This window comes from Kitasatospora sp. NPDC048545, from assembly GCF_040651155.1.
Taxonomy (GTDB): Bacteria; Actinomycetota; Actinomycetes; order Streptomycetales; family Streptomycetaceae; genus Kitasatospora.
The window spans coordinates 26,180-38,412 of sequence record NZ_JBEZIQ010000052.1; the positions used below are offsets into that span (position 1 = coordinate 26,180).

The 12,233-nt window shown below is 75.9% G+C and carries 8 protein-coding genes; 3 read left to right on the top strand and 5 right to left on the bottom strand.

Translation table 11 applies throughout. From position 1 onward, the window contains the following. Positions 1-9: 9 nt before the first annotated feature. The 5 genes from AB0D10_RS35320 to eccD form a co-directional block, all read right to left on the bottom strand. Positions 10-420, bottom strand: a complete 411-nt coding sequence (locus AB0D10_RS35320) for a hypothetical protein (RefSeq protein WP_360263575.1) — start codon at positions 418-420, stop codon at positions 10-12. Next, positions 420-707, bottom strand: coding sequence for a hypothetical protein (locus tag AB0D10_RS35325; protein ID WP_360263577.1), 288 nt, complete (start codon positions 705-707; stop codon positions 420-422). The genes AB0D10_RS35320 and AB0D10_RS35325 overlap by 1 nt, the downstream gene beginning before the upstream one ends. A gap of 54 nt (positions 708-761) precedes the next feature. Further along, positions 762-1,097 carry a hypothetical protein gene (locus tag AB0D10_RS35330; RefSeq protein ID WP_360263580.1) on the bottom strand — a complete coding sequence of 112 codons (336 nt, stop codon included), beginning with the start codon at positions 1,095-1,097 and terminating at the stop codon, positions 762-764. 78 nt (positions 1,098-1,175) lie between these two features. Beyond that, positions 1,176-2,630, bottom strand: a complete 1,455-nt coding sequence (gene eccB / locus AB0D10_RS35335) for a type VII secretion protein EccB (protein WP_360263583.1) — start codon at positions 2,628-2,630, stop codon at positions 1,176-1,178. 68 nt (positions 2,631-2,698) lie between these two features. Then, positions 2,699-4,090 (bottom strand): type VII secretion integral membrane protein EccD, encoded by a 1,392-nt coding sequence (gene eccD, locus AB0D10_RS35340; RefSeq protein ID WP_360263585.1) that lies wholly within the window; start codon positions 4,088-4,090, stop codon positions 2,699-2,701. A 267-nt stretch (positions 4,091-4,357) separates the two neighbouring features. Between eccD and eccCa the strand changes: the two genes are divergently transcribed. The 3 genes from eccCa to AB0D10_RS35355 all read left to right on the top strand — a co-directional run bounded on the left by eccCa (position 4,358) and on the right by AB0D10_RS35355 (position 12,040). Continuing rightward, complete coding sequence (eccCa, locus tag AB0D10_RS35345; protein ID WP_360263685.1) at positions 4,358-8,293, top strand: type VII secretion protein EccCa; 3,936 nt, start codon at positions 4,358-4,360, stop codon at positions 8,291-8,293. Next, positions 8,290-11,514, top strand: a complete 3,225-nt coding sequence (locus AB0D10_RS35350; protein ID WP_360263588.1) for a hypothetical protein — start codon at positions 8,290-8,292, stop codon at positions 11,512-11,514. Before eccCa ends, AB0D10_RS35350 begins: the two co-directional genes overlap by 4 nt. 160 nt (positions 11,515-11,674) lie before the next feature. Beyond that, the gene (locus AB0D10_RS35355; RefSeq protein ID WP_360263590.1) at positions 11,675-12,040 is read left to right on the top strand and encodes a hypothetical protein; all 366 of its coding nucleotides are present in this window, start codon (positions 11,675-11,677) and stop codon (positions 12,038-12,040) included. The last annotated feature ends 193 nt before the right edge of the window (positions 12,041-12,233 follow it).

Below are 12,233 nucleotides of genomic sequence, written 5' to 3' on the forward strand. Positions count from 1 at the left end.
ACTACTGTGTTACTTACCCGACTTGGGCGGAGCGGCGCCCGACACCTTGGTGAGGACCTCCATCATCTCGGCCGCCGTCATGGCTTCCTCGTGGGCCTCGTCCATGATGGTCAGCGTCAGCTGGATCTTCACCTGGGCCTGGCGCATCTGGGCCTTGAGGGTGCCGAGGTCGGTGGCCAGGCCGGTGGCCAGGTTCTTGAAGTCGAGGACGACCGAGTCCGCGAAGAACAGCCTGTTGCCCACCAGCAGCGAGTTGCCCGTGTCGTCCAGCATCCCCGCGTAGCGCTGCATCACGTTGTAACCGGAGTTCTTGTTCAGGTCGTCCAGGAGGGCGCCGATCTCCGTGTTCGCGAAGTACTGGAGGTCGTCCTTGTTGACGCTGAGCGTGTGCTCGTAGTTGGGCTCCGTGGGGGTGCCCATCAGCCGATGCCGGCCGCGGCGCGCTTGTCGGCGTCGCGCAGCAGGCCGTGCATGGTGCGCAGGACCTCGGCGCCCTTGACGATGTCGTCGTTCATGGTGCCGTTCTGGGTGGCGAGCACCTGGTAGAAGGCGTTGGCGGCGGTGGCGAGGTCACCGCTCAGCTGGGCCTCGGCGGTCTTGATGGCCGCCATGCAGTTGTCCATGGCGGTGTGCATGCCCTGGCCGGCCTGGGTCAGGGCGTCGGCGGCCTCGTCGATGTTGGCGTGGTTGAGCATGATGTTGGCCATCGGGGGTCCTCTCGGTGGGGTCGTCGGGTGGGGCGGGCGTGGCGGGGGGCGGGGTCAGGGGTTGAGGCCGTTGTAGATGTCGGCGGAGGCGCCGCCCCAGTTGGCGCCGACGCCCGCGGCCTCGTCGTGGGCGGTGTTGACCTGCTGGTGCCCGGCGCCGAAGCTGCCGTGGAAGGTCTGGTAGGCGCTCTTTAGCTGCTGGTAGCGGTGCTGCCAGTCCTCGATCTTCCCCTGGTACTGGGTGCTGCAGGCGGCCTTGAAGTGCTGCTGGATCTCGCTGTTGACGTTCTCGACCTCCGTGCCGGCGCGCGTCATCGCGTCCATGTGGCTCTCCAGGGTCGCCAGGATGCCGCGGACGACCGCGTCGTCTGTCTGCAGGTTGGGGGCCATCGGGTGGTTCCTTTCGTCGGCCCGGGCTTGAGGATGCCGGGTTCATTTCAGGTCAACGGCGCCGTGTCGGCGGCGGGTTCACCGCGGGCAGGCGGGTGCGGGGGCGGCGGGCGCGGGGGCGGCGGGGGTGCCGGTGAGGGCGGCCGGGTCGAGGCTGGGGCCGGTGGGCAGCAGGGTCAGCAGTGCCTCGGGGATGCCCGGCGGGGCGGCGTCGCCGTAGCCGAGCTGCTTGGCGACGGCGGGTGAGGGCAGCGGGTACTTCACCCCGTTGTCGGTGACCAGGTAGAGGGTCGCGCCGGTGCCGGCGGTGGACAGGGCGCGGACCAGGGCGCCACCGCCGGGGCGCACCGCAATGGTGTCGGCGGTGGCGCAGGGCGCCTCGACGCCGGGCTGGGCGGTGGGGGCGGAGCCCTGCAGGGCGGTGTCGTCGACGAGGGTGACGGCGGTGGTGGGCCCGGGGTCGCCGGGGCGCAGTTCGGCGCAGACGTCGCGGCCCTGGGGGGCGGTCAGGAGTTCGGGCACGGTGGTGGGCAGGGCGGTGGCGGCGGTGGCGGGGGGTGCGGGGGGTGCGCTGTGGGCGGCGAGGTCGGCGGCGCCCACGTCGGCGGGGGTGACGGCGGCGTTCTGGTAGGCGCTCTGCTGGGTGCGCAGGTCGTTGCGCAGCAGTTCGAAGGCCATCGGGGTGAGCGGGGTGAGTCCGGCGGGGGTGAGGAGGTAACGGTCGCCGTTGGGGCCGGTGAAGAGCTGTCCGATGCGGGTGGGGCGGGTGGCGAGGTCGGGGCCGGGGGTGCCGCGCTGGTCGAGGTCGGGGGCGGCGAGGTCGGGGCCGGCGGGCAGGGCGTTGAGGAAGGCCTGGGGGACGGGCTGGGCGGTGGCGGCGCTCTGGCCGAGGGCCTGGCGGGCGCCGTTGCGGGTGTCCAGGCGCAGGCGGCGGCCGTGCCACAGGAGGTGGGTGGTGCCGTCGGGGGCGGTGACCAGGAGGGCCTGGTTGTCGGTGAGGGCGGTGCCGCGGGTGGCGGGGTCGACGGCGAGGGCCAGGTGCGGGCGGCGGTCGCCGGAGGGGCTGGGGCGCAGGGCGGCGCAGGTGAGCCAGGGGGCGGTGGTGAGCCGGCCGGGTTCGGGCAGGCCGTCGGGGGCGCCGAGGAGGCCGAGGGGGGCGCCGCGGGGGGTGTCGGCGAGGGAGTGGGTGCTGACCTGGTCGACGGTGAGCTGGTCGCCGGCGATGAGGCGGGCGGTGGTCTCGTTGAGCAGGGGGTGGAGGGTGCCGTCGAGGTAGAGGTAGCGGGCGCCGCTCTCCTTGACCAGGACGAGGGTGCCGGGTTTCTTCCAGCCGGTGGCGCCGCCGGGGACGAGGACGCCGTAGACGGCGGCGCCCAGGCAGGCGAGGACGGCGAGGACGGTGCCGGTGACGATGCCGCGGGAGGTGCGTCCGGTGGGGGCGTCGGGGGCGTCGGGTTCGCCGCGGAGCATGCCGGTGGCGAGGCGGCCCATCACGAACAGGTGGGCCTGCACCTGGTCGCGCTTCGACTGCATGGCGTGGTTCTCCTCGGGGGCGGGGCGGGGCGTGGGGCCGGCGGGGCGCGGTCGGGTGGCGGCGGGGTTCAGCCGGCGATGGCGCGCAGCCCGTGGTAGGTGCCGGCGGCGGCGAGGGCGAGCGGGAGGACCGTGACGGCGGCGAGGGTGTGCAGGAGGTCGGCGGCGCGGCCCCAGTAGGGCAGCAGGCGCCGGCCGGGGACGGTCCAGGAGACGGCGGCCAGGACGGCGGCGGCGGCGAGCAGGGCGGCGAGCAGGCCCAGGCGGGCGGCGGTGGACTGGCCGGCGGCGAGGTGGGCGGTGAGCAGGGCGGGGCCCAGGGCGCCGGGGACGAGGACGGCCAGGCGCTGGGGGATGCTGCCGATGCCGCGGGAGTGCAGCAGGAGCAGGAGGGCGAGGGCGCAGGTCAGGGCGGTGGGGGCCCAGCCGTCCTGGCCGGTGAGGGTGACCAGGGCGAGGGCGAGGACGGGGGCGAGGGTGAGGTGGAAGGCCGTCAGGAAGTCGTCGGCGACGGCGCTGCGGGAGCGCACGGAGGCGGCGGGGACGGCTTCGATGCCTTCCTGGAGTTCCTCGGCGTTGCGGGGCAGGGCGGGCAGGCGCATGCCGGACAGGCGGAAGCTCAGGCCGGGCAGGAAGGACGCGGTGGCGACGGGCAGGACGGCGAGGACGGCGGCGGTGGCGGGTGCGGTGAGGCCGGCGAGGAGCAGGGCGCCGGCGGTGGTGACCTGCAGGGCGAGCAGGACCAGGCCGAGGAAGAGCGGGGCGGAGCAGCCGACGGCGGCCATGGCGAGGACGGCGGCTCCGGCGCCGGCGCAGCCGCCGGCGAGGAGGCGGGCTCCGGTGGCGGAGGGTCCGGTGTCGGTGGTGAGGAGGGCGCCGGCGAGGGCGAGGTAGGGCACGGCGGTGGTGCCGAGGGCGGTGCCGGCGCCGGCGTCGCCGACGGCGCGGGAGGCGCTGAGGGCGCCGAGGAGCAGGAACAGGCCGGTGGTGGCGGCGGCGCCGGCGCGCAGGTGGGGCGGGCCGGGCAGGAGGAGGAGGGCGAGGCCGCCGGCGAGGGCGGTGACGGCCAGGGCGAGGGCGACGTGGTGGGTGAGGGCGGGGCGCCAGGTGTCGGGGCGTTCGCGCATGCCGGTGGCGACGCCGTCGGCGAGGTCGTCGTAGTGGACTTCGGGCAGGGGGTCGCGGCGCGGGCGCAGGTGGAGGTCCTCGCCGTCGTGCAGGCCGAGGGCGTCGGCGCCGAGTTCTTCGTCCAGGGGTGGTTCGCCGAGGCGTTGGAGGATCCAGCCGTCGTGTTCGGCGCCCTGTTCGTCGAGGTCGTCGCCGGCGTGGGCGAGGACGGCCGGCAGCAGGTCGGCCAGTGGCACGTCGGCGGGGACCGCGAGGTCGAACACCGCGTCGGGTGCGTGGAACCTCAGTCGGCACAGTCCGGCGACTGCGGTCCCGTTGGCGCTCCCGTTCAAGGCTCTCCTCACGTCCGTACGGCCTGGGCCGTCCCGCCCGGCGGGGCGGTCTCCCTCACCCTGGGCCACGGGCCGCGGGGGCTGCGGGGTTCACCGGCGGGTGGCGGATTCCGTACGGCGGGTGAACCCGGGGCGGGGCGCCGTCCGTGGTCCTGGGCGGACGGCGCCCCGGACCGCGGGGGCTTCGCGGCCGTCCCCCCTGGTGCGAGGAGCCGTTCGTTGAGTGTGGTGCTGGTCGACCGTCCGCCCCGGCGCCCCGGTCCGGCGATGCCCGACGGCGAGATCCAGTTGCAGGAGCCGCCGGTGCTGCCGGAGGCGCAGAGCGGCATGTCGAGCATGATCTCGATGGCGCCGATGGCGCTGAGCTCGCTGTCGATGGTGTTCATGTTCCTGCGTCCCGGTGACGGTGGCGGGATGCTCGGCTACGTGGCGATGGGCATGATGGGCCTGTCGGCGGTGGGCATGCTGGTGACGTCGCTGATCCGCGGTTCCAGTGACCGCAAGCGGGAGTTGCGGGCCGAGCGGCGGGACTACCTGCGGTACCTGTCGCAGATGCGCCGTCAGGTGCGCGGGCACATCGTGCGCCAGCAGGAGGCGCTGGCCTGGCGGCACCCGGCGCCGGGGGCGACGGCGTCGCTGGTGCGGACGTCGCGGCTGTGGGAGCGGCGCGCCGCGCACCCGGACTTCGGTGACGTGCGGATCGGGGTGGGGCACCAGCGGCTGGCGGTGCGGCTGGCGCCGCTGTCGACGAAGCCGGTGGAGGACCTGGAGCCGTTGTGCGCGCACGCGCTGCGGCGGTTCATCCACGCCTACGGCACGGTCGCGGACCAGCCGATCGCGGTGTACGTGCGCGGGTACGCCCAGGTGCTGGTGCGCGGTGACGACCGGGAGGCGGCGCGGGCGCTGACGCGGGCGATGCTGGCGCAGCTGGCGCTGTTCCACGCGCCGGACGAGCTGCGGATCGCGGTGGTGACGGACGCGGAGCACCGGGAGCAGTGGGAGTGGGCGAAGTGGCTGCCGCACGCGCTGCACCCGGTGGACACCGACGCGCTGGGGCCGGTGCGGCTGGTGGCGGGGTCGACGGCGGAGCTGGAGCAGCTGCTGGGGGCGGAGTTCGCGGGGCGCGGGCCGTGGGAGCCGGAGGCGCAGCCGGGCCGGGACGAGCCGTTCACGGTGATCGTGCTGGACGGTCCGCAGGCCGGTGCGGGCAGCCGGGCGGCGCTGGCGGGGTGGCGCAACGCGGTGCTGCTGGACCTGGGTGACGCGTTGGAGTGGAAGCCGTTGCGGCACCGGCTGCGGCTGCGGATCGAGGAGGGCCGGCTGGCGATGGTCGGCGCGGACCGCAACCACCGTGACGAGGTGACGGAGCTGGGGCGGCCGGACGCGTTGTCGCTGCCGGCGGCGCGGCGGCTGGCCTCGCTGATGGCGCCGTACCGGCTCGGGGACCGGGTGGAGGCCGGGGAGCCGCTGGCGGGCGATTTCGACCTGGCGTCGTTGCTGGGCATCCGGGACCTGCACCGGCACGACGTGGCGCAGAGCTGGGCGCAGCGCGGGATCGCGGACCGGCTGCGGGTGCCGCTGGGGATCGCGGCGGACGGCACGCCGGTGGAACTGGACATCAAGGAGTCGGCGCAGGGCGGCATGGGTCCGCACGGGATGCTGATCGGGGCGACCGGGTCGGGCAAGTCGGAGCTGCTGCGCACGCTGGTGCTGGCGCTGGCGCTGACGCACTCCTCGGAGGTGCTGAACTTCGTCCTGGTCGACTTCAAGGGCGGTGCGACGTTCCTGGGGCTGGACCGGCTGCCGCACACCTCGGCGGTGATCACCAACCTGGCCGACGAGGCGGCGCTGGTGGACCGGATGCGGGACGCGCTGCACGGTGAGCTGGTGCGCCGTCAGGAGCTGCTGCGGGCGGCGGGCAACTACAGTTCGCTGCTGGACTACGAGACCGCGCGGGCGGGCGGGGCCGATCTGGAGCCGCTGCCGACGCTGTTCGTGGTGGTCGACGAGTTCTCCGAACTGCTGGCCGCGCACCGGGACTTCATGGAGCTGTTCATCATGATCGGCCGGCTGGGCCGGTCGCTGGGCGTGCACCTGCTGCTGGCCTCGCAGCGGCTGGACGAGGGCCGGATGCACGCGCTGGAGTCGCACCTGTCGTACCGGGTGGGGTTGCGGACGTTCTCGGCGATGGAGAGCCGGGGCGTGCTGGGGGTGCCGGACGCGTACCACCTGCCGTCGCAGCCCGGCAACGGGTTCCTGCGCAGCGACATCGCCACGCTGACCCGGTTCAAGGCCGCGTACGTCTCCGGCCCCTACCGGGCGCCGCGGCCCGCGGCCGTGCGCCGGCAGGCCGCTGCCGGGCAGGTCGCCGCGTACGGCACCGGGTACGTGGCGCCGCGTCAGCCCGTCCTGGTCCTGGAGGAGCCGGAGGTGGAGGAGGAGCAGGAGAGCGGCAGCCTGCTCGGCATCGCGGCCGGGATGCTGCTGGACGCGGGTCCGCCGGCGCACCAGGTGTGGCTGCCGCCGCTGGGGGTGCCGCCCACCCTGGACCAGTTGCTGCCGCCGCTGGCGCCGCACCCGGAGCACGGGCTGACCACGGAGGGCGCGGCGGGCCGCGGCACGCTGAGCGTTCCGGTCGGTGTCGTCGACCGGCCCTTCCAGCAGGTGCGCGACCTGCTCACCGCCGACCTGTCGGGAGCGGACGGCCACGTGGGGATCGCGGGTGGTCCGCAGAGCGGCAAGTCCACCCTGCTGCGCGCCCTGATGACGGCGCTCGCGCTCACCCACACCCCGCGCGAAGTGCAGTTCTACTGCCTGGACTTCGGCGGCGGGACCCTGTCCTCGCTGCGCGGGCTGCCGCACGTGGGCGGGGTCACCGGGCGGCACGACCCGGAGCGGGTGGTGCGCACGGTCGCGGAGGTCAACGCGATCCTCGCGCGGCGCGAGCAGCGCTTCGCCGAGCTCGGCATCGACTCGGTGTCGGCGTTCCGGCGGATGCTGGCGGCCGGTGAGCTGCCGCAGGAGGCGCACGGCGACGTCTTCCTGGTCGTCGACGGCTGGAACACCGTGCGCCAGGAGTTCGCCGACCTCGCGCCGGCGCTGACCCTGATCGCCCAGCGCGGCCTCAACTACGGCATCCACCTGATCGTGGGCACCACCCGCTGGGGCGAGGTCACCGGCGCGCTGCGCGACCTGCTGGGCACCCGCTTCGAGCTGCGCCTGGGCGACCCGGTCGACTCCGCGATCGGCATGCGCGTCGCGGGGACGGTGCCCAAGATCCCCGGCCGCGGCCTGACCGTGGACGAACTGCACTTCCTCACCGCGCTGCCCCGGATGGACGGCAACGGCAGCACCGACGACCTCGGCGACGGGGTCGCGGACCTGGTCGACGCCGTCGCCGAGCACTGGACGGGGCCGCGCGCGCCCGAGGTCCGGATGCTGCCGCTGCAGCTGCCCGCCGCCGCGCTGCCCGCGCCCGAGGGCCGGCTGCGCGTCCCGCTGGGCCTGCAGGACGTGTCGATGGACACGCTGTGGCACGACTTCGAGGAGACGCCGCACCTGGTGGTGGTCGGTGACAGCGAGTCGGGCAAGACGAACCTGCTGAAGCTGGTCGCGGCCGGCATCACCGGCGCCTACCGGCCCGACGAGGCGCGCATCATGCTGGTCGACTACCGCCGGGTACTGCAGGGCGCGGTGCCGCAGGAGTACCGGCTCGGGCACGCGGTCGCCGTGGACGTGCTGCGCCAGATCGTCGACGGCGCGGCGCGGGCGATGGCCAACCGGCTGCCCGGCGCGGACATCCCGCCCGAGCGGCTGCGGCTGCGGGACTGGTGGGAGGGCCCCGAACTGTTCATCCTGGTCGACGACTACGAGCTGGTCGCCGGCTCCCCCGGCGGGATGAGCGCCCACCCGTTCGCGCCGCTGCTGGACTACCTGGCGCAGGGCGCCGAACTGGGCCTGCACCTGATCGTGGCGCGCAGCGCCAACGGCATCGGGCGGGCCTCCTCGGACCAGCTGCTGCGCAAGCTGGAGGAGGTCAACACCCCGGCGGTGCTGCTGTCCTGCCCGCCGAGCGAAGGCTTCCTGTTCGGCAACACCAAGCCCCGGGCGTTCCCGCCCGGACGGGCCCTGCACATCACCCGGCGGCGCACCGTCCAGGTGCAGACCGCGGTCGTCGACGACACCGAAGGGGCGCAGCAGTGAGCGCCGGGACCGCGCCGGTGCGGCGCTGGCTGACCCGTCACCGCGACGTCCCGGCCGCCGCCCCGGCGGTGCTGCACCAGGCGGGCCCGCACTTCGTCATCGCGCCCGGGCCGGCGGAGGGTGCGCCGGAGGGGGCGGCGGTGCTGCCCGCCGAACTCGCCGACGCGCTGGCCCTGCTGCCGGCCGTGGTCGGCACCGTGACGGTGCTGGCGGCGGCCGCCGACGCGCAGCCCGTCCTGCTCGCCGGCCTGGACGAACTGGCACGCACCGCGGCCGCCCGCCGGGCCGCCACCCTGGTCCTCGCCGCCTCCGGGCTGGCCGCCGGCCAGGCGGACGGGCGGCGCCCCGCCCAGCGGATCGCCGAACTCGCCGCCACCAGCATCGTCGCCCCCGACGGCGTCGTCACCCTGCGGCCCGACGGGACCCTGCTGACCGGCGGCGCCGAGGACGGCGAACCGTCCTCCTGGTGGCTGTGCACCCCGGCCGGGCGCACCCGCCGGCTCGGGCCGGTGTGGCCGCTGCCGGAGACGGCGGCGGCCGCGGCTGCGACCCGGGCTCGGGCGGTGGACCCGGCGGGCACGGCAGTGCCGTTCGCGACGGGCCCGGTGCCCGCCGCCGTCCCCTCCCCCGCACCGGTTCCCACACCTGCACCGACGGCCTTGCCCGCACCGACGGCCCTGCCCGCGCCGACGGCCTTGCCCGCCCCGGCCGCAGGCACGGCGGTACCGGTCGCGACCGGCCCGGTGCCCGCACCTGCACCGACGGCCCTACCCGCGCCGGTGGCGGGCACGGCCGTGCCGGTCGCGACGGGCCCGGTGCCCGCCGCTGTCCCCTCCCCCGCACCGACGGCCCTGCCCGCCCCGATGTCCCTGCCCGCCCCGACCGCAGGCACGGCCGTGCCGGTCGCGACCGGCCCCGTGATCCCTCGGACGCCACCACCCACCCCCTCCCCCGTGGCACCCACCCCCTCCCCCGTGGCGGGCGGTGACCGCGACCCGTTCGACGGGGACCCGCTGGTGACCGTGCTGCCGCGCGGCTACTGGTTCCGCGACGAGCCCGCCCCCGACGTCCGGCCCGGCCTGCTGGCCCGCGCCACGGCGACGCCGGGCACCCTGGTCCTGGTGGTCGGTCACCCCGGTGCGCCGCTGCCTGCGGCCGCCGGCATCGCCGAGCGGCTGCGCCGTGTCCGCCCGGCCCCGGACGAACTGCTGGTCAGCGCGCCCTGGGCGCCCACCACGGCCCTCGTCGCCCTGGCCGCCGCCCTCGCGGCCGAGCTGGGCCGCGACGTGCGGGCCGCCGTCGGGCTGCCGATGCGCACCGGGGACGGCTGCTCCGCCCGGGTCCTGGCTGCCGACGGCATCCCCGGCTGGGAGCCGTGGCTGACCGAGCTGACCGCTTCCCCCGGCCGCGGCCGCGTCGTCGCCTCGGCCTGGCGTCCCCTGCCCGACGGCACCACGTCCTGCGGCCCCGCGCTCTACCGCGCGCCGGTGGTGGGCTGGCGTCTGGAGGCGGTCCCGGCCGGCCTGTGGCTGCGCCCGGAGGACCCGCCGCTGGACCACGGCCCGCGGCTGCTCGACCCCGACCCGGCCCGTCCGGTGCTCATCGCGGGCGTGGCCGACCGTACGGTGCCGGCGGAGGTGCTGGCCGCCCTGGACGGCCTGCTGACGGCGCTCACCGTCCCGGGCGCGGCGGTACCGGGGCTGCTCCTGAACGCGGGCCCCGCACTGGAGACCGCCCGCCCGGCCGAGCCCGGCCGAGCGCCGCTCCCCGACGCACCGGACACCGACCCCGGCTTCCCCGACCCACCCACCTGGGCAGCCACCTCCGCCGGCCCCGACACCACAACCGGCACACAGGAACCCACCCCCGAGCCGACGGCGCCGCCCGTCGGACCGGACCCGGACGACACCGACGCCCCCGGACAGGACGCCGACCCCACCAGCGACCCCGGCTTCCCCGACCCGCCCACCTGGGCAGCCACCTCCGCCGGCCCCGACACCACAACCGGCGCAACGGGCACGCAGGAACCCACCCCCGAGCCGACGCCGCCCGTCGGACCGGCCCCGGACGACACCGACGCCCCCGGACAGGACGCCGACCCCACCAGCGACCCCGGCTTCCCCGACCCGCCCACCTGGGCAGCCACCTCCGCCGGCCCCGACACCACAACCGGCACACAGGAACCCACCCCCGCCCGCACACCGCTCCCCGACGCACCGGACACCGAGCCCGAACCGGCCCCCGAACCGGCAGCGGGGCCCGTGACCGAGCCGGCGACGGCACCCGTCGATCCGGGCCCCCGACCCACGGCCGTGGAACCCGCCGTCACCGAACCCGTCGCCGTCACCGTGGACCCCACGGCCGGGCCGGACGGCGACACCGACACCGACAACGCCAGCGCCAGCGCCGGTGACAGCCCGGCCGAGGTCCCCGCCGTGTCCCGGCTCATCGCGCCGGACGGCGCGTTCGCCGTCGGCCGTCCGTCCACCGCCGCGGAACGGGCGGCGTTCCGGGCCCTGCTGGGCCCGCACTTCCACCGCTACGCCAGCCGCGCCGAGCAGGTCGCCCTGCGGTTGCCGGCGCTGCGTTCGCAGGCCCGCGACGACCTGAAGGACGATCTCGCAGCGGTCTACCTGCACCACGCGGACACCGGACTCCCCGCGTCCCGGGCCGAGTTGGTGGCGGCGGCCCGCCGGCCCGGCGGCCCCGGGGCGCTGGACCCGTACCTGGCGTGTCTGGGTTCCGGGTTGCGCCGGCTGCCCAATCACCGGGGCCCCGTGCTGCTGGGCGCCGACGTGGACGAGGAGGTGCTGCGGCACTACGTGCGGGACGCGCTGCTGACGGAGCCCGCACCGCTGGTCGGGACTCCGGAGGCCGATCTCGTTCCGGGGACGTCGGCGGAGTTCCTGGTGTGGTCGGCCACCGGCCGCCGGACGTCCGTGATCGCCGAGGACGGGGACCCGGAGGTGGTCTTCCCGCCGGGCTCGCGTTTCCTCGTCCTGGACGTCCTGCCCGGTGCCGAGGAGCGTCCGGCCCGGGTGTTGATGCGCGAAGCGGACGCCGTTGCCGCCGCGGACGGGGCCGCGGCGGAACGCAACCAGCAGGCCCGGGTCCGGCTGCTCGCCTGGCAGGCCCGCCGCGAGCTGCTGGCGCCCGATCAGCTGCGCCCGCCGGCCCGTCCGGAGCGGCTGGGCCTGACGCCGGGGGTCGCCACCGGGTGAGGCGCCGGGGGGACGCGGGCCGAGGGCGCGGGCCGGCCCGGGGCAAGGCGGCGCGCCCCTGTCAGATGTCAGGGACCGCCGCCGCCCGCGCGTTCCTAGGCTGACGGGCACCGGTCCGGCCGATCGCCGGGCCCCGCACCAGCCAAGGGAGTACCACCCCATGCGCAGGATCACCCACGCCCTGGCCGCCCTCGGCCTCGCCACCGCCGCCCTGACCGCCCTGGGCACCGGCAGCGCCGGCGCCGCCGACGGCTCCTGGGCGGGCTGCCCGTCCGGCGCGGTCTGCATCTACCCGCAGAACCAGAACCCCGCCGTCTCCCCCACCGACATCTACTACAGCTACGGCGCCCACAACCTGAGCAACCAGTACGGCAACCACTGGGTGCTCAACAACCAGACCGGCGGCGCGCACGCGCACCTGTGCCGCGGCTCGGGCGGCGGCGACTGCGTCTACGACATCCCGGCCCAGAACGGCGTCTACTACGACCTGGGCCCGATCAACTCGATCACCCTGGATCGTCCCTGACGATCCGCCACCGTGATCCGGGGGTGTCCGCCGCCCGGGGGGAGCGGCGGGCACCCCCGTTCTTCGTGCCGCCGCCACCGGCGGGATCTTCACGAACACAACGAGTGGACGCGGATTGCCCGCAGACTGGTTTTACTTATTGACGCCATGTCCACGCCCGGGGTTGACTCCCCCCACCCCGCCGTGAAGCCGC

Coding starts and splice junctions, on each gene's coding strand:
- AB0D10_RS35320 (WP_360263575.1), bottom strand. CDS start 420: ATGGGCACCCCCACGGAGCCCAACTACGAGCACACGCTCAGCGTCAAC.
- AB0D10_RS35325 (WP_360263577.1), bottom strand. CDS start 707: ATGGCCAACATCATGCTCAACCACGCCAACATCGACGAGGCCGCCGAC.
- AB0D10_RS35330 (WP_360263580.1), bottom strand. CDS start 1,097: ATGGCCCCCAACCTGCAGACAGACGACGCGGTCGTCCGCGGCATCCTG.
- eccB (WP_360263583.1), bottom strand. CDS start 2,630: ATGCAGTCGAAGCGCGACCAGGTGCAGGCCCACCTGTTCGTGATGGGC.
- eccCa (WP_360263685.1), top strand. CDS start 4,358: ATGCCCGACGGCGAGATCCAGTTGCAGGAGCCGCCGGTGCTGCCGGAG.
- AB0D10_RS35355 (WP_360263590.1), top strand. CDS start 11,675: ATGCGCAGGATCACCCACGCCCTGGCCGCCCTCGGCCTCGCCACCGCC.